Origin of the sequence: Pseudomonas sp. B21-047 (assembly GCF_024748775.1) — a bacterium.
Classification (GTDB): Bacteria; Pseudomonadota; Gammaproteobacteria; order Pseudomonadales; family Pseudomonadaceae; genus Aquipseudomonas; species Aquipseudomonas capeferrum.
In genome coordinates this window covers 15831-35632 of sequence record NZ_CP087169.1, presented here as the reverse complement: position 1 = coordinate 35632, position 19802 = coordinate 15831, and the positions used below count along the sequence as shown (strand labels likewise).

19 protein-coding genes are annotated in these 19802 nt (G+C 63.9%); 13 read left to right on the top strand and 6 right to left on the bottom strand.

All coding sequences use genetic code 11. The features are described from left to right. Positions 1–56 precede the first annotated feature (56 nt). From betC to LOY26_RS00145, 3 genes are all read left to right on the top strand, one after another. On the top strand, positions 57–1574 hold the full coding sequence (gene betC, locus LOY26_RS00155) for a choline-sulfatase (RefSeq protein WP_258714266.1): 1518 nt from the start codon (positions 57–59) through the stop codon (positions 1572–1574). A gap of 14 nt (positions 1575–1588) precedes the next feature. Continuing rightward, positions 1589–2512 (top strand): choline ABC transporter substrate-binding protein, encoded by a 924-nt coding sequence (gene choX / locus LOY26_RS00150; RefSeq protein WP_258714265.1) that lies wholly within the window; start codon positions 1589–1591, stop codon positions 2510–2512. 62 nt (positions 2513–2574) lie between these two features. After that, positions 2575–4140 (top strand): SulP family inorganic anion transporter, encoded by a 1566-nt coding sequence (locus LOY26_RS00145; RefSeq protein WP_186663687.1) that lies wholly within the window; start codon positions 2575–2577, stop codon positions 4138–4140. A gap of 27 nt (positions 4141–4167) precedes the next feature. On the opposite strand, the gene aroE is transcribed toward LOY26_RS00145, so the two are convergent. Next, on the bottom strand, positions 4168–4992 hold the full coding sequence (gene aroE / locus LOY26_RS00140) for a shikimate dehydrogenase (RefSeq protein ID WP_033702468.1): 825 nt from the start codon (positions 4990–4992) through the stop codon (positions 4168–4170). A 26-nt stretch (positions 4993–5018) separates the two neighbouring features. Next, positions 5019–5930, bottom strand: a complete 912-nt coding sequence (gene hemF / locus LOY26_RS00135) for an oxygen-dependent coproporphyrinogen oxidase (RefSeq protein ID WP_033702467.1) — start codon at positions 5928–5930, stop codon at positions 5019–5021. Positions 5931–6064: 134 nt separating this feature from the next. Between hemF and LOY26_RS00130 the strand changes: the two genes are divergently transcribed. Then, on the top strand, positions 6065–7042 hold the full coding sequence (locus tag LOY26_RS00130) for an NADPH:quinone reductase (RefSeq protein ID WP_186663688.1): 978 nt from the start codon (positions 6065–6067) through the stop codon (positions 7040–7042). A gap of 134 nt (positions 7043–7176) precedes the next feature. Here the strand turns inward: LOY26_RS00130 and LOY26_RS00125 are convergent, their stop codons facing one another. Together LOY26_RS00125 and dprA are read right to left on the bottom strand one after the other, a co-directional pair. Further along, positions 7177–7734: an L-threonylcarbamoyladenylate synthase gene (locus tag LOY26_RS00125; protein WP_033702465.1), complete on the bottom strand. Its 558-nt coding sequence runs from the start codon at positions 7732–7734 to the stop codon at positions 7177–7179. A 42-nt stretch (positions 7735–7776) separates the two neighbouring features. Continuing rightward, a complete protein-coding gene (gene dprA, locus LOY26_RS00120) occupies positions 7777–8874 on the bottom strand; it encodes a DNA-processing protein DprA (protein ID WP_186655421.1) in 1098 nt (365 codons plus the stop codon). 206 nt (positions 8875–9080) lie between these two features. On the opposite strand from dprA, the gene def reads away from it, so the two are divergent. The 5 genes from def to LOY26_RS00095 are packed head-to-tail and all read left to right on the top strand — an operon-like array spanning position 9081 to position 13605. Then, entirely contained in the window at positions 9081–9587 is a 507-nt protein-coding gene (gene def, locus LOY26_RS00115) for a peptide deformylase (protein WP_033702463.1), read from the top strand. Between the two features lie 60 nt (positions 9588–9647). Beyond that, complete coding sequence (gene fmt / locus LOY26_RS00110; protein WP_258714264.1) at positions 9648–10580, top strand: methionyl-tRNA formyltransferase; 933 nt, start codon at positions 9648–9650, stop codon at positions 10578–10580. Next, on the top strand, positions 10577–11887 hold the full coding sequence (rsmB, locus tag LOY26_RS00105) for a 16S rRNA (cytosine(967)-C(5))-methyltransferase RsmB (protein ID WP_033702461.1): 1311 nt from the start codon (positions 10577–10579) through the stop codon (positions 11885–11887). Before fmt ends, rsmB begins: the two co-directional genes overlap by 4 nt. A 24-nt stretch (positions 11888–11911) precedes the next feature. Further along, entirely contained in the window at positions 11912–13285 is a 1374-nt protein-coding gene (trkA, locus tag LOY26_RS00100) for a Trk system potassium transporter TrkA (RefSeq protein WP_033702460.1), read from the top strand. A gap of 11 nt (positions 13286–13296) precedes the next feature. Next, entirely contained in the window at positions 13297–13605 is a 309-nt protein-coding gene (locus LOY26_RS00095) for a tetratricopeptide repeat protein (RefSeq protein WP_258714263.1), read from the top strand. A 125-nt stretch (positions 13606–13730) separates the two neighbouring features. Here the strand turns inward: LOY26_RS00095 and LOY26_RS00090 are convergent, their stop codons facing one another. Beyond that, positions 13731–14618, bottom strand: coding sequence for a lysophospholipid acyltransferase (locus LOY26_RS00090; RefSeq protein ID WP_033702458.1), 888 nt, complete (start codon positions 14616–14618; stop codon positions 13731–13733). Positions 14619–14659: 41 nt separating this feature from the next. Next, positions 14660–15211 (bottom strand): DNA-3-methyladenine glycosylase I, encoded by a 552-nt coding sequence (locus tag LOY26_RS00085; protein ID WP_033702457.1) that lies wholly within the window; start codon positions 15209–15211, stop codon positions 14660–14662. A gap of 83 nt (positions 15212–15294) precedes the next feature. Between LOY26_RS00085 and glyQ the strand changes: the two genes are divergently transcribed. The 4 genes from glyQ to LOY26_RS00065 are packed head-to-tail and all read left to right on the top strand — an operon-like array spanning position 15295 to position 19655. Then, on the top strand, positions 15295–16242 hold the full coding sequence (glyQ, locus tag LOY26_RS00080) for a glycine--tRNA ligase subunit alpha (RefSeq protein ID WP_033702456.1): 948 nt from the start codon (positions 15295–15297) through the stop codon (positions 16240–16242). Continuing rightward, complete coding sequence (glyS, locus tag LOY26_RS00075) at positions 16239–18293, top strand: glycine--tRNA ligase subunit beta (protein ID WP_258714262.1); 2055 nt, start codon at positions 16239–16241, stop codon at positions 18291–18293. The genes glyQ and glyS overlap by 4 nt, the downstream gene beginning before the upstream one ends. Before the next feature lie 3 nt (positions 18294–18296). After that, positions 18297–18824, top strand: coding sequence for a D-glycero-beta-D-manno-heptose 1,7-bisphosphate 7-phosphatase (gene gmhB, locus LOY26_RS00070; RefSeq protein ID WP_047582464.1), 528 nt, complete (start codon positions 18297–18299; stop codon positions 18822–18824). A 45-nt stretch (positions 18825–18869) separates the two neighbouring features. After that, the gene (locus LOY26_RS00065) at positions 18870–19655 is read left to right on the top strand and encodes a 1-acyl-sn-glycerol-3-phosphate acyltransferase (protein WP_033702452.1); all 786 of its coding nucleotides are present in this window, start codon (positions 18870–18872) and stop codon (positions 19653–19655) included. Positions 19656–19802: the final 147 nt, after the last annotated feature.

Here is a 19802-nt window from a genome sequence, read left to right as displayed (position 1 = left end):
CAGTCGCATCTTGATAGGCAAGCGGTTCGCATAACCTTCAACGATGGAAGCAAACCATGACGCGCCCGAATATCCTGTTCATCATGGCCGACCAGATGGCCGCGCCCCTGCTGCCGATCTACGCCCCTTCGCCCCTCCAGATGCCACACCTCGCCCGCCTCGCCGCGCAGGCGGTGGCGTTCGACTCGGCCTACTGCAACAGCCCGCTCTGCGCGCCCTCGCGCTTCACCCTGGTCAGCGGCCAGTTGCCCAGCCGCATCGGCGCCTACGACAACGCCGCCGACTTCCCTGCCGATGTGCCAACCTACGCCCACTACCTGCGTCGTCTGGGCTACCGCACCGCGTTGTCCGGCAAGATGCACTTCTGCGGCCCGGACCAGTTGCATGGCTATGAAGAACGGCTGACCAGCGATATCTACCCGGCCGACTACGGCTGGGCGGTGAACTGGGATGCACCCGACGAGCGCCCGAGCTGGTACCACAACATGTCTTCAGTACTGCAGGCCGGCCCCTGCGTGCGCACCAACCAACTGGATTTCGACGAAGAGGTGGTGTTCAAGGCCCGCCAGTACCTCTACGACCATGTGCGCGAAAACGATGGCCGGCCGTTCTGCCTGACCGTGTCCATGACCCACCCCCACGACCCCTACACCATCCCCAAGCGCTACTGGGACCGCTACGAGGGTGTGGATATCCCCATGCCCCGCGCCGAGTTCGCCCAGCACGAGCAGGACCCGCATTCGCAACGCCTGCTCAAGGTCTACGACCTGTGGGACAAGCCGCTGCCTGTGGACAAGATCCGCGATGCCCGGCGTGCCTATTTCGGCGCCTGCAGCTACATCGACGACAACATTGGCCAATTGCTGCAAACCCTTGAGGAATGCGGCCTGGCAGAGGACACGTTGATCGTGTTCTCCGGCGACCACGGCGACATGCTTGGCGAACGCGGCCTCTGGTACAAGATGCACTGGTTCGAGATGTCGGCACGGGTGCCACTGCTGATTCACGCGCCCAAGCGCTTTGCAGCGGCACGGGTAAGCGCCTCGGTCTCGACCTGCGACCTGCTGCCCACCCTGGTCGAACTGGCCGGCGGCACTGTGGACAACTCGCTGCAGCTGGACGGACGCTCGCTGCTTGGCCACCTGCAAGGGCAGGGCGGCCACGACGAGGTGATCGGTGAATACATGGCCGAGGGTACGGTCGGCCCGCTGATGATGATCCGCCGCGGCCCGTACAAGTTCGTGTACAGCGAAGACGACCCATGGCTACTCTATGACCTGAGCCGCGACCCGTACGAGCGGGAGAACCTCACCGGCAGCCCGGACCATCAGGCGCTGCTGCAGGCATTTGTCGATGAAGCCCGGCAACGTTGGGACATCCCCACCCTGCGCCAGCAGGTGCTGGCCAGCCAGCGCCGCCGTCGCCTGGTGGCCGAGGCCCTGGCCATCGGCAAGCTGAAGAGCTGGGACCACCAACCGCTGGTGGACGCTAGCCAACAGTACATGCGCAACCACATCGATCTCGACGACCTCGAGCGCAAGGCCCGTTATCCACAGCCCGCACCTCTGGATTGAGAAGAGAGTCCGCCATGCAAAAGTTCTCTACCGCCGTGCTCGCCCTGGCCTTGAGCCTGGGCGCTGCCTCGACGCACGCCGAAGACGCGCAATGCAACACCGTGAAGCTGGCCGACCCCGGCTGGAGCGACATCGCCACCACCAACGCCATCACCCGCCTGCTGCTGGAAAGCCTCGGCTACCAGGTGAAGATCGACAGCCTGGCCGTGCCGATCATCTACGGTGGCCTCAAGGATGGGCGAGTCGATGCCTTCCTTGGCAACTGGATGCCGGCGCACCAGGGGTTTCATGACAAGTTCGTCGCCACCGGTGATGTGCAGCAGCTGGCCCGCAACCTCGAAGGTACCGAGTTCACCCTCGCGGTGCCCGACTATGTGTGGAATGCCGGGGTGAAGGATTTCGCCGACCTGCAAACGCATGCCGAACAGTTCGACAAGAAGCTCTACGGAATCGGCTCGGGAGCCCCGGCCAACCTGTCGCTCAAGGAGATCATCGACAAGAATGCGTTCAACCTCGGCCAGTGGAAGCTGGTGGAGTCGAGTGAACAGGCGATGCTCGCGCAGGTGGACCGCGCCGTGAAGAAACAGCAGTTCATCACCTTTCTCGGCTGGACACCACACCCGATGAACGTGAAGCTGAAGATGCACTACCTCACGGGCGGCGAGCAGTGGTTTGGCAGCAAGGGCGAGGTCTATACCCTGACTCGCAAAGGTTATGCACAGGCGTGCCCGAATACCGCGAAGCTGCTGGGTAACCTGAGATTTACCCTGGACATGGAAAACAGCATCATGGCCGAGGCTGTGGATAAGAAAATCAGCTTCGACGAGGCGGCCAAGGCGTGGGTCAAGGCGCATCCCGAGGTTCTGGAAGGGTGGCTGGCCGGGGTAACCAGCAAGGCCGGTGGCGATGCGAAAGAGGCCGTCAAAGCCAAATTGTAATTCAGACAACCACACTCACCCGCTCCGACAGGGCGGGTACAACCCGGGGATTTGAATAAGTCATGCACCGTCTTCACCGCCTGCTGCCCTTCCTCACCTGGCTGCCCCGCCAATCGGGCCGCAGTCTGCGTCAGGACCTGCTGGTGGGCCTGAGCGGTGCCATCCTTGCCTTGCCACAATCCATCGCCTACGCCCTGATTGCCGGCCTGCCTGCCGAATACGGCCTGTTCGCCGCCATCGTCCCGGTGCTCATCGCCTGCCTGTGGGGCTCTTCCTGGCACCTGATCTGCGGCCCGACTGCCGCCATCTCCATTGTCCTGTATGCCAGTGTCAGCCCCTTGGCGGTGCCCGGCAGTGCCGACTACGTCACGCTGGTTCTGCTGCTGACCTTCATTGCTGGCATCTTCCAGCTTTTGCTCGGCCTGCTACGGTTCGGCGCGCTGGTCAATTTCGTCTCCCACTCGGTCGTGCTCGGCTTCACCTTGGGTGCCGCCATCGTCATCGCCCTCGGCCAGTTGCCCAATCTGCTGGGCATGGACCTGCCGAGCCAGGCCACGGCCTTGAAAACCGTCCAGGACCTGGCCAGCCACGCCGGTGAGGTTGACCTGCCATCGCTGATGCTGGGCCTGGCCACGGTGCTCATCGGCGTGGGCTTCAAGCTGTGGCGGCCGCGTTGGCCAAGCTTGTTGATCAGCCTGATCCTGGTCAGCCTGCTGGCCTGGTTACTGCCTGGCTTCTTTGGCCATGTGCCGAGGGTGCCGGCCTTCACCGGCCAGTTACCGCCCTTGAGCCCGCTGCCGTTGCTGGACCTTGAGCTGATGCTGCGGCTGCTGCCGACCGCAGTGGCCGTGGGTATGCTCGGCCTGGTCACCAGCCTGTCGATCGCCAGGTCGCTGTCTTCGCGCTCCGAACAGCTGATCGACGCCGACCAGGAGATCCGCGCCCAAGGCCTGTCGAACATCGTCGGTGCGTGGTTCTCCGGCTACCTTTCATCAGGCTCTTTCACCCGCTCGGGCCTGAGCTACGACGCAGGTGCCAGGTCGCCTATGGCGGGGGTGTTCTCGGCGCTGTGGGTCGCGGTGTTTGCCGTCGCAGGCGCGGGGCTGATCGCCCATCTGCCGATCCCGGCCATGGCGGGCAGCATTCTGCTGATCTGTTGGGGGTTGGTGGATCACCGGGGTATTCGCGCGCTGTTCCGGGTCAGCCGCTCGGAATTCCTGGTCATGGCCCTGACCGCCGCCGCGACCTTGCTGCTGGAACTGCAAACGGCGATCTACGCCGGGGTGCTGGCTTCGCTGTTCTTCTACCTCAAGCGCACTTCACGGCCACGGGTGCAGCAGAGCCGGGAAGGGCAGGCCGATGTGCTGCGGGTGGGCGGGTCGATCTTCTTTGGCGCGGCGCATTACCTGCAGGTGCGCCTGCAACGCTGCCAGGGGCCGCATGTGGTGATCGACGCGCGGCAGGTGAACTTCATCGATTACTCCGGTGTGGATATGTTGCACCGCGAGGCCCGGCGATTGCGGCGTGCGGGGGGTAGTTTGACCTTGCAGCGGGCGCGGCCGCAGGTGGTCGAGGAATTGCAGAAGCTGGAGGGGGTGGCGTTGTGTCCGATCCGGTTTGAAGAATGACTGGGGCCGCTTTAAGGCCCCAAAACCTCAACCCCGCGCCAACTGCCTGCGCAATTCAGCCAGCACCGGCGCCGTATCCGGGCGCACCCCACGCCAGATAAAGAACGCTTCCGCCGCCTGTTCAGCCAGCATCCCCAGCCCGTCCAGCACCTTGGCCGCCCCCAAGTCGGTGGCCCATTGGCAAAACGGCGTAGGCTCCTTGCCATACATCATGTCATAGCAAACCGTACGCCCCGCCTCGACCAGGCTTGCGGCAATCGGCGGCATCTCGCCCGCCAGGCTTGCCGAGGTGGCGTTGATGATCACGTCCACCGGTTCCTGCAGCCAGGCAAACCCACTGGCCACCACCGGCCCGAGTTCATCGAACTCGTGGGCCAGCAGCTCGGCCTTTTCCACCGTGCGGTTGGCAATCACCAGCGACTCGGGGCCGTGCGCCAGGATCGGCTCCAGCACGCCACGCACCGCGCCACCCGCGCCAAGGATGAGAATCCGCTTGCCCGCCAGCTGCACGCCGGCATTCACCGTCAGGTCGCGTACCAGGCCGGCACCGTCGGTGTTGTCACCCTGCAGCGTGCCGTCAGCCAGCTTGCTCAGGGTATTCACCGCCCCCGCCCGCTGGGCACGTGGGGTCAGGCTGTCGCACAGGCGGTAGGCTTCTTCCTTGAACGGCACGGTGACGTTGCCGCCTCTGCCTTGTTTGAAGAAGCCGTAGGCACAATCGCTGAACTCGTCCAGCGGCGCCAACAGGGTGGCGTACTCCAGGTCCTGGCCGGTCTGTTCGGCGAACAGGCGGTGGATCAGCGGCGACTTGCTGTGGCCGATGGGGTTACCGAAAACGACGTACTGGTCCATGGTGGGTTCCTCGGTTATCCACAGGCTTACTGGGCGAGCCAGTCGCGATCTTGCAGGTAGTACTCGGTCAGGCGCGCTTCTTCGCTACCGGGCGCGGCCTTCCAGTCGTAGCCCCAGCGTACCTGCGGTGGCAGCGACATGAGGATCGACTCGGTACGCCCACCCGATTGCAGGCCGAACAAGGTGCCCCGGTCATAGACCAGGTTGAACTCCACGTAGCGGCCGCGGCGGTACTCCTGGAACTCACGCTGCTCGGCGGTGTAGGGCGTGTCCTTGCGGCGCTGGACGATCGGCAGGTAGGCCTCGACGTAGGCGTCGCCGATGGCGCGGATGAACGCAAAGCAGGTGTCGAAGTCCCACTCGTTCAGGTCATCGAAGAACAGCCCGCCGATGCCACGCGGTTCGCCACGGTGCTTGAGGTGGAAATAGCGGTCGCACCAGGCTTTGTAGCGCGGATAAACGTCGGCGCCAAACGGCGCACAGGCCTGCTCGGCCACGCGGTGCCAGTGGATGCAGTCTTCTTCATTGCCATAGTACGGGGTCAGGTCGAAGCCGCCGCCGAACCACCACACGGCCTCTTCACCCTCTTTTTCGGCGATGAAGAACCGCACATTGGCGTGAGAGGTGGGCACGTGCGGGTTGTGCGGGTGGATCACCAGCGACACGCCCAGGGCCTCGAAGCCACGGCCAGCCAGTTCCGGGCGGTGGGCACTGGCCGAAGGCGGCAGGCCGGTACCGAACACGTGAGAGAAGTTGACCCCGCCTTTTTCGATCAACTTGCCGTCACCGATCACCCGCGTACGGCCCCCGCCACCGGCTTCGCGCGTCCAGGCGTCCTCGACGAAGCGGGCGCCGCCGTCCTCGGTTTCGAGGGCGGAGCAGATGCGGTCTTGCAGGTCGAGCAGGTAGGCTTTCACGGCCTCGGTGCGGCTGGTCATCGGGTCACCTGGAGCGGGCAGAGAAGAATTCGCCGCGTAGCATACCACCGGCGGCCGACGCGCCGCAGTTGACGGCGATCAAGCAAAGGCGTCCGATAGAGGGCTGTTACCAATCCCGACAACAGGAGTGCGAGATGGCCAAGCGTATCCAGTTCAGCCAGCATGGCGGCCCGGAAGTTCTGCAGCTTGTAGAGTTCGAACCCGCCCCGCCCGGGCCACAGCAGGTCCGCGTGCGTAACCATGCGATCGGCCTGAACTTCATCGATACCTATTTCCGCAATGGCCTGTACGCGCCGCCTGCACTGCCGTCAGGCCTGGGCACCGAGGGTGCAGGCGTGGTCGAGGCGGTGGGCGAGGGCGTTACCCGCCTGAAAGTGGGTGACCGCGTAGCCTATGGCGGCGGGCCGCTGGGTGCCTACAGCGAGGTGCATACGCTGCCGGAGGCCAACCTGGTCAAGCTGCCGGACAACATCAGTTTCGAGCAGGCGGCGGCGGTGATGCTCAAGGGGCTGACCGTGCAATACCTGCTCAAGCAGACCTATGCCGTGCAGCCGGGCGACGTGATCCTGTTCCATGCCGCTGCGGGTGGCGTGGGTTCCCTGGCTTGCCAGTGGGCCAACGCGCTCGGGGCCAAGCTGATCGGTACCGTCAGCTCTGCCGAGAAAGCCGAGCGGGCCAAGGCGCTGGGGGCATGGGCAACCATCGACTACAGCCGTGAAGACGTGGCCAAGCGGGTGCTGGAGCTGACCGACGGCAAGAAATGCCCGGTGGTGTATGACGGTGTGGGTGCCGACACCTGGCTGACCTCGCTCGATTGCCTGCAACCGCGCGGGTTGATGGTGAGCTTTGGCAATGCCTCCGGCGCGGTGAGCGGGGTGAACCTGGGGATCCTGGCGCAGAAGGGTTCGCTGTATGTCACCCGGCCGACCTTGGCCAGTTATGCCAACAATGCCGAGAACACCCAGGCCATGGCCGATGACCTGTTTGCGGTGATCGCGAGTGGCGAGGTGGTTGTGGATATCCAGCAACGGTATCCGTTGGGTGAAGCGGCCAAGGCGCAGGCGGAGTTGTCGGCGCGGCGGACTGTGGGGTCGACTGTTTTGTTGCCATGATTGACAGAAGGCTGCGTTGAAGCGACCAAGTGCCTTCCTTGGTTTTTGTGGTGTTGCGAATATCGAGCGCCGCCCGCGCGGCGCTTCGCGGGGCAAGCCCGCTCCCACAAGGAGGTGTATTGGCGCTTGGCAATTTAGCCCGGACGAACGACTTCGCCAGTCGCCAGGTTGCGAATCACACTCGGGTTCTTCCGCCCGCCCAGCGCCCCGCCCAGTACCAGATCCAACTGCCCATGGAAGTACTGCTCCACCCGCAACCGGGTTTTCGCCGCCGGGCGCCCGCCGGGGTTGCACGAGGTGGAAATCAACGGCCCAACCAATGCACACAACTCACGCACCTGCGGGTGGTCGCTGACCCGCAGTGCCACCGTGTCGTGCTCACCCGTCACCCACTCGGGCAACAGGTCCTGATGCGGCACCAGCCAGGTATTAGGGCCGGGCCAGGTGCTGCCCATGCGGTCGATCCAGTCCTCGGGGAAATCCTCGAACAGGAAGTCGAACTGGCGGATGTTGTCGGCGACCAGGATCAGGCCTTTATCCACAGGCCGCGACTTGAGCGCCAGCAGGCGGTACACCGCGTCCTCGTTCCACGGGTCGCAGCCCAGGCCCCAGACCGCTTCAGTCGGGTAGGCAATCACCGCGCCCGCCCGGATCTCACGTGCGGCTTGTTGCACACGAAAACTGCTCACCATTTCTCTCTCTCCGCCTATAAACCTTGCTTGCGCGCAGTGTACTTAGCCCGCACGGGCAAACCAACGCCCCGCTTCATTGCTGACCTGGCCTTGCAGCTCCAGTTCGGTCAGTTGCGCCAGCACGTCGGCCAGCGGCTGCTCGCTGCAATGGGCCAGGCTTTCGGTAGTCTGTGGCGCAGCATGCAGCAGAGCAAGCAGGGGGTGGTCATATTCGTCCACTATCGCAGGGGGCAGGTGCTGCCAGCCTCGCAGGCTTTCCAGAATCTGTTCCACGCTCTCCACCAAGAGCGCACCGTCACGGATCAACTGGTGGCAGCCTTTGGCCCCTGGGTGGTGGATCGAACCGGGGATGGCGTAAACCTCGCGGCCCTGCTCGGCCGCCAGCCGCGCGGTTATCAACGAACCACTGGCCAGGCTCGCCTCCACCACCAGCACGCCCAGCGACAAACCGCTGATGATGCGATTGCGCCGTGGAAAATTGCCCGGCAGCGGCCCGGCATCCAGCGGGTACTCGGAAACCAGTGCGCTACCGCTGTCGATGATCGCCTGGGCAAGCTCGCGGTGGCGCTGTGGATAAAGTTTTTGCAAGCCCGTGCCGAGTACACCGATCGTCCCCCCGCCAGCCTGCAGAGCAGCCCGATGAGCGGCACCGTCGATGCCCAACGCCAGCCCACTGGTAATGGTGAAACCGGCCTGCGACAGGTATCGGGAAAATGCCCTGGCGGTGTCGAGCGCGGGGGGTGAAGCACGCCTGCTGCCCACAATTGCCAGCTGTGGCCGCTCAAGCAAAGCAGGGTCACCGGCGACGAAAAGCAGCGGCGGTGGATCGTCGATTTCACCCAGCAACGCAGGGTAGCCAGGGCTGTCCCACATCAGCAAATGCTGGCCGGGATGCTCTAGCCAGGCCATCGCAGCCAGTGCGCCGTCGCGTACTTCGGCGCTGCGCCGCGCGTCGATGGTGGCCTGCGCCATGCCCAGCGCTCGCCAGGCGCCGGCCGGCGCACTCAGCGCTGAAGAGGCGCTGCCGAAGGCTTGCAGCAAGGTGTGAAAACGACGCAGCCCGGTCTCGGGAAGGCGGTGCAGGCGTAATCGCGCTTCCAGTTCGGCAGGCGGGCAAAGCGACGAGTGGGGGGTCGGCATCAGGATCATCCTTGATCGAAACAGGGCCATTTACGTGGCACAACCTGTGGATAAGTTTGTGGGTAACACTTTGAAAAGCTGTCCATTAATCGGACGCTATCAAGCCCATAGACACCCTAGACGAGCTTGCCAGGTGCCGAAATCGCCGATTACCTTTATTATGTGTGTTCAGTTTTCAACCGAACGCACAGTGACTGCCCGACCTTATGGCCATCTTGAACATTCTCGAATTCCCGGACCCGCGCCTGCGCACCATCGCCAAACCGGTGACGGTGTTCGACGACGCCCTGAGCCAGCTGATCGACGACATGTTTGAAACCATGTACGAGGCGCCTGGCATCGGCCTGGCGGCGACCCAGGTCAACGTCCACAAACAGCTTGTGGTGATGGACCTGAGCGAAGACCGTAGCGAGCCACGGGTTTTCATCAACCCGGTGGTCGAAGAGCTGACCCACGACATGGGCCAGTATCAGGAAGGCTGCCTGTCGGTGCCTGGCTTCTACGAGAACGTCGACCGCCCTCTGCGGGTGCGCGTCAAAGCCCTGGACCGCGACGGCAAGCCCTTTGAGCTCGAAGCCGAAGGCCTGCTGGCCGTGTGCGTGCAGCACGAGTTCGATCACCTCAACGGCAAGCTGTTCGTCGACTACCTGTCCACGCTCAAACGCGACCGAATCAAGAAGAAGCTGGAAAAGCAGCACCGCCAGAACGCCTGATCCCCACCTTCCAGAAGGCTTGCTCCGGCAAGCCTTCTTCTTTTTTGCAGCGAGAACTCCATGCGCATCGTCTTCGCAGGCACTCCAGAGTTTGCCGCCGAACACCTCAAGGCACTGCTCGACAGCCCCTATGAGATCGTGGCCGTCTACACCCAGCCAGACCGCCCCGCCGGCCGTGGCCAGAAGCTCATGCCGAGCGCGGTCAAGGCCCTGGCCGTGGCCCACGACATCCCGGTGCTGCAACCGCCGACCCTGCGCAACGCCGATGCCCAGGCAGAACTCGCCGCGCTCAAGCCCGACCTGATGGTGGTGGTCGCCTACGGCCTGATCCTGCCCCAGGCCGTGCTGGATATTCCCCGCCTGGGCTGCATCAACAGCCACGCCTCGCTGCTGCCACGCTGGCGCGGTGCTGCGCCGATCCAGCGCGCCGTGCAAGCCGGTGACGCCGAGAGCGGCGTAACCGTGATGCGCATGGAAGCCGGCCTGGACACCGGGCCGATGCTGCTCAAGGTGGTCACCCCGATCAGCGCCGAAGACACCGGCGGTACCCTGCATGATCGCCTCGCCGAAATGGGCCCACCGGCCGTCCTACAGGCCATCGCTGGCCTCGCCGCCGGCACGCTGCAAGGCGAAGCCCAGGACGACACCCTGGCCACCTATGCACACAAGCTGAACAAAGACGAAGCGCGCATCGACTGGAGCCGCCCGGCCGTGGAGCTGGAGCGCCTGATCCGTGCCTTCAACCCGTGGCCGGTGTGCCATAGCACCCTGGACGGCGAAAGCGTGAAGGTGCTGGCGGCCAGGTTGTCCACAGGCAAGGGCGCCCCCGGCGAGATCCTGTCTGCCAGCAAAGATGGCCTGGAGGTCGCTTGTGGTGATCAAGCCTTGAGCCTGACCCGCCTGCAACTGCCCGGCGGCAAGGCGCTGAACTTCAGCGACCTGTTCAACAGCCGCCGCGAGAAGTTCGCCAACGGCAAGGTGCTCGGCCAATGAACCCACGCCTGGCTGCCGCCCGTGCCCTTGCCGCTGTACTCAGCGGCAAGGCCTCGCTGAACAGTTCGTTGCCGGCGCAACTGGACAAGGTCGATGAACGCGACCGTGGCCTGACCCAGGACCTGGCGTTCGGCACCGCCCGCTGGCAGCCGCGCCTCGACCTGTTGGCCGCGCAGTTGCTGCAAAAGCCGTTCAAGGCCGCCGATGCCGATGTGCAGGCACTGCTGCTGGTCGGCTTGTACCAGCTGTTCTACACGCGCATTCCGGCACACGCCGCCATCGGCGAGACCGTTGGCTGCGCCGACAAGCTGAAAAAACCGTGGGCCAAGGCCCTGCTCAATGCCGTGCTGCGCCGCGCCCAGCGTGAAGGCGAAGCGCTGCTCGCCAGCATGGAGCGTGACCCGGTGGTACGCACTGCACACCCTCGGTGGCTGCAGAAAGCGCTGAAAGCCTTCTGGCCAGAGCAATGGGAAGCCATCTGCGCCGCCAACAACGCCCACCCGCCGATGATCCTGCGGGTCAACCGCCGCCACCACAGCCGCGATGCCTACCTGGCCTTGCTGGCAGAGGCCGGCGTCGGCGCCAGCGCCTGCCAGTTCAGCCGCGACGGTATCGTGCTGAATGAGCCCTGTGATGTGCGCAGCCTGCCGGGCTTCGCCGAAGGCTGGGTGAGCGTGCAGGACGAGGCCGCGCAATTGTCTGCCGACCTGCTCGAACTGGCCCCCGGCCAACGCGTGCTCGACGCCTGCTGCGCCCCGGGCGGCAAGACCTGCCACTTGCTCGAAGCCGAGGCCGGCCTTGCACACCTGGTGGCCATCGACCTGGAGGCCAAACGCCTGACCCGCGTGCGCGAGAACCTCGAGCGCCTGCAACTGGACGCCGAACTGATCGCCTGTGATGCCCGCGACACCGCCAGCTGGTGGGACGGCAAACCCTTCCAGCGCATCCTGCTCGACGCCCCGTGCTCGGCCACCGGCGTGATCCGCCGCCACCCGGACATCAAGCTGACCCGCCAGGCCGACGACATTCCGGCCCTGGCCACGCTGCAAGGCGAGCTGCTCGATGCCCTGTGGCCAACCCTGGAAGTAGGCGGCATGCTGCTCTACGCCACCTGCTCGAGCCTGCCGACCGAAAACACCGAGGTGATCGAGGCGTTCCTCGCCCGCACCCCGGGCGCCCGTGAGCTGGACTTGGCCACCGAGGCCGGCCTGCGCCAGCCCCACGGCCGCCAGTTGCTGGCCCAGGAAGGCGGCCACGACGGTTTCTATTATGCCAAGCTGATCAAAATCGCCGCTTCACGCGGATAAGCACAACGGTTCAGGGAGTAGCGGATGAAGATCATCATCCTCGGCGCAGGGCAGGTGGGCGGTACGCTGGCAGAGCACCTGGCCAGCGAGGCCAACGACATTACCGTGGTCGACACCGACGGCGAGCGCCTGCGCGACCTCGGCGACCGTCTGGACATCCGCACGGTGCAGGGCCGCGGCTCGCTGCCGACGGTGCTGCGCCAGGCCGGCGCCGACGACGCCGACATGCTGGTGGCGGTGACCAACAGCGACGAGACCAACATGGTGGCCTGCCAGGTCGCCTATTCGCTGTTCCATACGCCGACCAAGATCGCCCGGGTACGCGAATCAGCCTACCTCACCCGCGAAGAGCTGTTCCACAACGACCACATCCCGGTGGACGTGCTGATCAGCCCCGAGCAGGTGGTGACCAACTACATCAAGCGCCTGATCGAGCACCCGGGCTCCTTGCAGGTGATCGACTTCGCCGAAGGCAAGGCGCAACTGGTGGCGGTCAAGGCTTACTACGGCGGCCCACTGGTGGGCCAGCAGCTGCGCCAGATCCGCGCGCACATGCCCAATGTGGACACCCGCGTGGCGGCAATCTTCCGCCGTGACCGGCCGATCACCCCACGCGGTGACACCGTGATCGAGGCCGATGACGAAGTGTTCTTCATCGCCGCGAAAAAAGACATTCGCGCAGTGATGGGCGAGCTGCGACGCATCGACGAGACCAACAAGCGTGTGGTCATCGCCGGTGGCGGGCAGATCGGCGAGCGCCTGGCCGAGGCCATCGAAAGCCGCTACCAGGTGAAGATCATCGAGATGAACCCGGCCCGCTGCCGCCACCTCTCCGACACCCTGGAAAGCACCGTGGTGCTGCAGGGCAGTGCGTCAGACAAAGACCTGATGCTCGAAGAGAACATCGCCGACGCCGACATCTTCCTGGCCCTGACCAACGACGACGAGGCCAACATCATGTCGTCGCTGCTGGCCAAGCGCCTGGGTGCGCGCAAGGTGATGACCATCATCAACAACCCGGCCTACGTGGACCTGGTGCAGGGCGGTGAAATCGACATCGCCATCAGCCCGCAGTTGGCCACCATCGGCACCTTGCTGGCGCACGTGCGGCGTGGCGACATCGTCAGCGTGCACTCCCTGCGCCGCGGCGCGGCCGAGGCCATCGAAGCCGTGGCGCACGGCGATTCGAAATCGAGCAAGGTGGTGGGCAAGGCCATTGAAGACATCGCCCTGCCACCGGGTACCACGATCGGCGCGATCATCCGCGACGAAGAGGTGATGATTGCCCACGACGACACGATGATCGCGTCGGGTGACCACGTGATTCTGTTCGTTGTGGATAAAAAACACATTCGGGATGTGGAGAAGCTGTTCCACGTCGGCTTGAGTTTCTTCTAGGAGAAGTGGGCATGCGCGAGTCGCTGGAGAAAATGCTGGCCAAGGGTGTGGATAACCCACTGCTGAGGTTTGGCCTGGGCAAAGCCTGGCTGGATGAGGCCAACGGGGCTGAGGCGGCGGTGCACCTGGCACGGTGCGTCGAGCAGGACCCTAAGTATTCGGCGGCGTGGAAGCTGCTGGGCAAGGCGTATCAGTTGCAGGGTGACTTGGCGGCGGCGCGCAAGGCCTGGGAGGACGGGATCGTGGCGGCGCAGGCCCATGGGGATAAGCAGGCCGAGAAAGAGATGGCGGTGTTCCTCAAGAAGCTGAATAAAGTCTGAAATTGCCGGGGCTGCTTTGCAGCCCATTCGCGGGGCAAGCCCGCTCCCACAAGGTACAGAGTGACCCTCAGGCTGCGCACGCGGGCTGGCCTCGCGAATGGGGCGCAAAGCGCCCCCAACAAATCTCAATACCAGCGCGGCTCACCGGCCGGGCGCTTCTTGAAGCGCTTCATGCTCCACATGTACTGGCTCGGGTACTCGCGCACATACCGCTCGACCACCTTGCTCATGGCCGCCGCCGATTCGGTCACATCCGTGCTGTACATCGCTTCAGGCGCCGCTTCCAGAATCACCCGGAACCCAGAGCCATCCGGCAGACGCAGCGCATGCAGGAACACCCCTACCGCCTTGCCACCGGCCAGCATGTTCGGCACGAACTTGCTGGTCAGCGCCTGGGTACCGAGAAACGGCACGAACACCCCGGCCGATTCCGCCGGCTCCGGGTCGGCTGGGATGCCCACCTGCCCACCGCGGCGCACTTCCTTGATCACACTGAGGATGCCTTCCTTGGTCGAAGGCGCGACGCGGTTACCCATTTGCACCCGCTGCTCACGCAGCAGGTCATCCACGGCCTTCAGTTTCGGCGGGCGGTAGAAGATGATCGGTTTGCACTGGTTGCAGTAGAAGTGGTTCAACACTTCCCAGTTACCCAGGTGGCTGGTAATGCCGACCACGCCCTTGCCCGAGGCAAGGGCCTGCTCCAGCACTTCCAGGCCTTGCACTTCCTTGACCAGCTCCAGCGAACGCTGCGGTGGCCAGATCCAGGCGCACGCGCTCTCGACGAAGGACTTGCCGATATCTCTGAGCGCATGGCCAACCAGCTGCTCACGCGCGACCGGGTCCATCTCGGGGAAACACTTGGCCAGGTTGATACGCACCACGTTGCGCGACCCGTTCGGGACCTTCCACATCAGCCAGCCGATACCGGCGCCGACGCGCTGTACCGCGCCCCAGGGCAACTTGGCGAACAGTCGAAGCACCCCGACCATCAGGGCGCCCTTGAACTTTTCCACAGGCGAATTCCTTATTTCAGCAAGGCGCGCATTGTACCCCTTCAGCGCGCCAAGGCGGCGTAGCGATCACAATCGGTGGTGTGGTCCATGACCATGCCGGTGGCCTGCATGAAGGCGTAGCAGATGGTCGGGCCAACAAAGGTGAAACCAGCTTTTTGCAAGGCCTTGCTCATCGCCTTGGCTTCGTCGGTGACCGCCGGCACGTCGCTGCGGCCCACGAAATGATTGACCTTGGGCTTGCCGCCGACAAACGACCAGAGCCACTCGGCGGGGTTATCCACAGCCAGCCAGGCCTGGGCGTTGCGCCGGGCGGCCTTGAGCTTGAGGCGGTTGCGGATGATGCCGGCGTCGAGCATCAGCGCTTCGATGCGTTCATCGCTCATCTGCGACAACTTCAACGGATCGAAGCCGTGCAGCACCTCGCGATAGCGCTCGCGTTTACGCAAAACCGTGATCCATGACAGCCCAGCCTGGAACCCTTCGAGCAAAAGCATCTCGAACAGCAACGCCGGATCACGCTGCGGTGTTCCCCATTCCTGGTCGTGGTAGGCCTGGTACAACGGATCGTCGGTACACCAAAAGCAGCGTGGCATAAGGCTCCAATGAGTAGAGGGCGAGGCGAATCAGGTTATACTCCCGCTCTTTACATCCGCATCCCCAGATACAGGTGAATTTCGTGAGCCAGCCTACGCCAGCCGTGCGTACCTTCCAAGACCTGATCCTCGCCCTGCAGAACTACTGGGCAGCTCAAGGTTGTGTGGTGCTTCAGCCCTACGATATGGAAGTAGGCGCCGGCACTTTCCATACCGCCACGTTCCTGCGCGCCGTTGGCCCAGAGACCTGGAACGCCGCCTACGTGCAGCCTAGCCGTCGCCCTGCCGACGGGCGGTATGGCGAAAACCCAAACCGCCTGCAGCACTACTACCAGTTCCAGGTAGTGCTCAAGCCGAACCCGGCCAACTTCCAGGAGCTGTACCTCGGCTCGCTGAAAGCCATCGGCCTGGATCCGCTGGTCCACGACATCCGTTTCGTCGAAGACAACTGGGAATCGCCGACCCTCGGCGCCTGGGGCCTGGGCTGGGAAATCTGGCTGAACGGCATGGAGGTGACCCAGTTCACCTACTTCCAGCAGGTCGGCGGCATCGAGTGCTACCCGGTCACCGGTGAGATTACCTATGGCCTGGAACGCCTGGCCATGTACATCCAGGGCGTCGATTCGGTCTACGACCTGGTCTGGGCCGATGGCCCGTTCGGCAAGGTCACCTACGGCGACGTGTTCCACCAGAACGAAGTGGAGCAGTCGACCTACAACTTCGAACACGCCAACGTCGAGAAACTGTTCGAGCTGTTCGATTTCTACGAAAGCGAAGCCAACCGCCTGATCAAGCTGGAGCTGCCGCTGCCGACCTACGAAATGGTCCTGAAGGCCTCGCACACCTTCAACCTGCTCGACGCCCGCCGCGCCATCTCGGTGACCGAGCGCCAGCGTTACATCCTGCGTGTACGTACCCTGGCCCGGGACGTGGCGCAAAGCTATCTGCAAGCCCGCGCACGCATGGGCTTCCCGATGGCGACCCCTGAACTGCGTGACGAAGTGTTGGCTAAGCTGGAGGCTGCACAATGAGTGCTCAAGATTTCCTGGTAGAACTGGGCACCGAAGAGCTGCCACCCAAAGCCCTGGCCACCCTCGGCGACGCCTTCCTGGCCGGTATCGAGAAAGGCCTGCAGGCCGCAGGCCTGAACTACGCCGCCAAGTCGGTGTACGCCGCGCCGCGCCGCCTGGCCGTGCTGATCCGCCAGCTCGACGTGCAGCAGCCTGACCGCAGCATCAATATCGATGGCCCGCCCCGCCAGGCGGCCTTCGACGCCGAAGGCAACCCGACCCAGGCCGCCCTGGGCTTCGCCAAGAAGTGCGGCGTCGAGCTGGCCGAGATCGACCAGAGCGGCGCCAAGCTGCGCTTCTCCCAGCACATCCCGGGCAAGGCCACCCTCGGCCTGCTGCCGACCATCGTCGAAGACTCGCTCAACGACCTGCCGATCCCCAAGCGCATGCGCTGGGGCGCCAGCCGCGAAGAGTTCGTGCGCCCGACCCAGTGGCTGGTGATGCTGCTCGGTGACCAGGTCGTCGACTGCACCATCCTTGCCCAGCAAGCCGGCCGTGAGTCCCGCGGGCACCGTTTCCATCACCCGGAAAACGTGGTCATCACCACCCCGGCCAACTACGTTGAAGACCTGCGCAAAGCCTACGTGCTGGCCGACTTCTCCGAGCGCCGCGAGCTGATCGCCAAACGCACTGCGGAACTGGCCATGCAGCAGGAAGGCAGCGCCATCGTGCCGCCCGCGCTGCTGGACGAAGTGACCGCCCTGGTCGAGTGGCCAGTGCCGCTGGTGTGCTCGTTCGAGGAGCGTTTCCTCGACGTGCCGCAAGAAGCCCTGATCACCACCATGCAGGACAACCAGAAGTACTTCTGCCTGCTGGACAGCGAAGGCAAGCTGCTGCCGCGCTTCATTACCGTGGCCAACGTCGAAAGCCGCGACCCGAAGCAGATCGTCGAAGGCAACGAGAAGGTCGTGCGCCCACGCCTTACCGACGCCGAGTTCTTCTTCAAGCAAGACAAGAAACAGCCGCTGGAAACCTTCAACGAGCGCCTCAAGAACGTGGTGTTCCAGGCTCAGTTGGGCACCGTCTACGACAAGGCCGAACGCGTTTCCAAGCTGGCCGCATTCATCGCGCCACTGATTGGCGGGGATGCCCAGCGCGCCGGCCGCGCCGGCCTGCTGTCCAAGTGCGACCTGGCCACCGAGATGGTCGGCGAATTCCCTGAAATGCAGGGTGTTGCCGGTTACTACTACGCGCTCAACGATGGCGAGCCGCAAGACGTCGCCATGGCCCTGAACGAGCAGTACATGCCGCGTGGCGCTGGCGCTGAACTGCCGCAGACCCTGACCGGTGCTGCCGTGGCCATCGCCGACAAGCTCGACACCCTGGTCGGCATCTTCGGTATCGGCATGCTGCCTACCGGTAGCAAAGACCCGTACGCCCTGCGCCGCGCCGCACTGGGTGTGCTGCGCATCCTGATCGAGAAGCAGCTGGACCTGGACCTGACCGGTGCCGCCGAATTCGCGGTCAAGCAGTTCGGCGCCAAGGTCAAGGCCGCTGGCCTGGCCGAGCAGGTGCTGGAGTTCATCTTCGACCGCCTGCGTGCGCGCTACGAAGACGAAGGCATCGAGGTCGCCACCTACCTGTCGGTACGTGCCCTGAAGCCGGGCTCTGCCCTGGACTTCGACCAGCGCGTGCAAGCCGTGCAGGCTTTCCGCAAACTGCCGGAAGCCGAAGCCCTGGCGGCGGTGAACAAGCGCGTATCGAACCTGCTGAGCAAGGCCGAGGGCGCCATCGCCGAACAGGTCGAGCCGAAGTACTTCGACAATGCCAACGAGTTCTCCCTGTACTCGGCCATCCAGCAGGCCGACCAGGCTGTGCAACCGATGGCTGCCGCACGCCAGTACAGCGAGTCGCTGGCCCGCCTGGCTGCCCTGCGTGACCCGGTCGACGCCTTCTTCGAGGCGGTGATGGTCAATGCCGAGGACGCCAAGGTCCGCGCCAACCGTTATGCCCTGCTCAGCCGCCTGCGCGGTCTGTTCCTGGGTGTAGCCGACATCTCGCTGCTGGGGTAAGCCTTGAAACTGCTGATTCTCGATCGTGACGGGGTGATCAACTACGACTCCGACGCCTACATCAAGTCGCTGGAAGAGTGGGTCCCCATCCCCGGCTCGGTCGAGGCCATCGCGCAGTTGAGCAAGGCGGGCTGGACGGTGGCCGTGGCCACCAACCAGTCCGGCATTGCCCGTGGCTACTACTCGCTGGATACCCTGGAGGCCATGCACACGCGCCTGCGTGCGTTGGTGGCCGAGCAGGGCGGTGAAGTGGGCCATATCGTGTATTGCCCGCATGGGCCGGACGAGGGCTGCGCTTGCCGCAAGCCCAAGCCGGGCATGCTGCTGGCAATTGCCGAGCATTACCAGGCCGCCCTGGGCGGCGTGTGGTTTGTCGGCGACAGCCAAGGTGACCTTCAGGCCGCCCTGGCCGTCGGTGCACGACCTGTGTTGGTGAAAACCGGCAAGGGTGAGCGGACCCTGGAAAAAGGCGTCCCTGAAACTACACTGATTTTCGACGATCTGGCAGCTATCGCCAGAGAACTAATTTAAACAGTGCGCCTTCGGGCGCATTTTTCTCAGGCGGGCACGCCCGCAATGGTACAAGCCACTATGTCGATCCTGCAGGCGATCAGAATCTTTCTTTTTTACCTGCTGCTGGGCACCAGCTCGTTGCTGTGGTGCACCCTGAGCTTTTTTGTCGCGCCATTCTTGTCATTCCCCAGGCGTTACAAGTTCATCAACGTGTTCTGGTGCCGTTGCGCGTTATTTTTGAGCCGCACCATCCTTGGCATCGATTACAAGATCACCGGCGCCGAAAACGTGCCCAGTGAGCCGTGTGTGATCCTGTCCAACCATCAGAGCACCTGGGAAACCTTCTTCCTTTCCCAGTACTTCTCGCCGCTCAGCCAAGTGCTCAAGCGCGAGCTGCTGTACGTGCCGTTCTTCGGCTGGGCCATGGCCATGCTGCGGCCGATCGCAATCAACCGCGACAACCCCAAGGAAGCCCTGCGCCAGGTCGCCAGCCAAGGTGACGAGCTGCTCAAGCAGGGTGTATGGGTGCTGATTTTCCCGGAAGGTACCCGCGTGCCATTCGGCACCGTCGGCAAGTTCTCCCGCGGCGGTACCGCGCTGGCAGTCAATGCTGGCCTGCCGGTGCTGCCCATTGCGCACAACGCGGGCAAGTTCTGGCCGAAGGCTGGCTGGGGCAAGCGGGCGGGCACCATCGAGGTGGTGATCGGTGAGCCGATGTATGCCAACGGCACCGGCCCGCGTGCCATCGCCGAGCTCAACGACCGCGCGGCCGCCTGGAACGAGGCCACGCAAAGGGCCTTGGGCTCGCTGCCACCAGTAGATGAAAAGCCACACGAGCAGATGGCCTGACGTTCTGTGGATAACTTGTGAGCAGTTTTTTAATGAGCTGTTGCAAGTACGTGTTAAGTGATTGAATTAGCTGTTTATTTCTTCACGTTACAGATTTGCGAAAAACGTGCATAAGTTTTTAGAGGGCATAAAAAAACCGGCGCTTAA

Excerpts from the sequence above, each read along its gene's own strand:
- betC (WP_258714266.1), top strand. The coding sequence starts at position 57 with ATGACGCGCCCGAATATCCTGTTCATCATGGCCGACCAGATGGCCGCG.
- choX (WP_258714265.1), top strand. The coding sequence starts at position 1,589 with ATGCAAAAGTTCTCTACCGCCGTGCTCGCCCTGGCCTTGAGCCTGGGC.
- LOY26_RS00145 (WP_186663687.1), top strand. The coding sequence starts at position 2,575 with ATGCACCGTCTTCACCGCCTGCTGCCCTTCCTCACCTGGCTGCCCCGC.
- aroE (WP_033702468.1), bottom strand. The coding sequence starts at position 4,992 with ATGGACCAGTACGTCGTTTTCGGTAACCCCATCGGCCACAGCAAGTCG.
- hemF (WP_033702467.1), bottom strand. The coding sequence starts at position 5,930 with ATGACCAGCCGCACCGAGGCCGTGAAAGCCTACCTGCTCGACCTGCAA.
- LOY26_RS00130 (WP_186663688.1), top strand. The coding sequence starts at position 6,065 with ATGGCCAAGCGTATCCAGTTCAGCCAGCATGGCGGCCCGGAAGTTCTG.
- LOY26_RS00125 (WP_033702465.1), bottom strand. The coding sequence starts at position 7,734 with ATGGTGAGCAGTTTTCGTGTGCAACAAGCCGCACGTGAGATCCGGGCG.
- dprA (WP_186655421.1), bottom strand. The coding sequence starts at position 8,874 with ATGCCGACCCCCCACTCGTCGCTTTGCCCGCCTGCCGAACTGGAAGCG.
- def (WP_033702463.1), top strand. The coding sequence starts at position 9,081 with ATGGCCATCTTGAACATTCTCGAATTCCCGGACCCGCGCCTGCGCACC.
- fmt (WP_258714264.1), top strand. The coding sequence starts at position 9,648 with ATGCGCATCGTCTTCGCAGGCACTCCAGAGTTTGCCGCCGAACACCTC.
- rsmB (WP_033702461.1), top strand. The coding sequence starts at position 10,577 with ATGAACCCACGCCTGGCTGCCGCCCGTGCCCTTGCCGCTGTACTCAGC.
- trkA (WP_033702460.1), top strand. The coding sequence starts at position 11,912 with ATGAAGATCATCATCCTCGGCGCAGGGCAGGTGGGCGGTACGCTGGCA.
- LOY26_RS00095 (WP_258714263.1), top strand. The coding sequence starts at position 13,297 with ATGCGCGAGTCGCTGGAGAAAATGCTGGCCAAGGGTGTGGATAACCCA.
- LOY26_RS00085 (WP_033702457.1), bottom strand. The coding sequence starts at position 15,211 with ATGCCACGCTGCTTTTGGTGTACCGACGATCCGTTGTACCAGGCCTAC.
- glyS (WP_258714262.1), top strand. The coding sequence starts at position 16,239 with ATGAGTGCTCAAGATTTCCTGGTAGAACTGGGCACCGAAGAGCTGCCA.
- LOY26_RS00065 (WP_033702452.1), top strand. The coding sequence starts at position 18,870 with ATGGTACAAGCCACTATGTCGATCCTGCAGGCGATCAGAATCTTTCTT.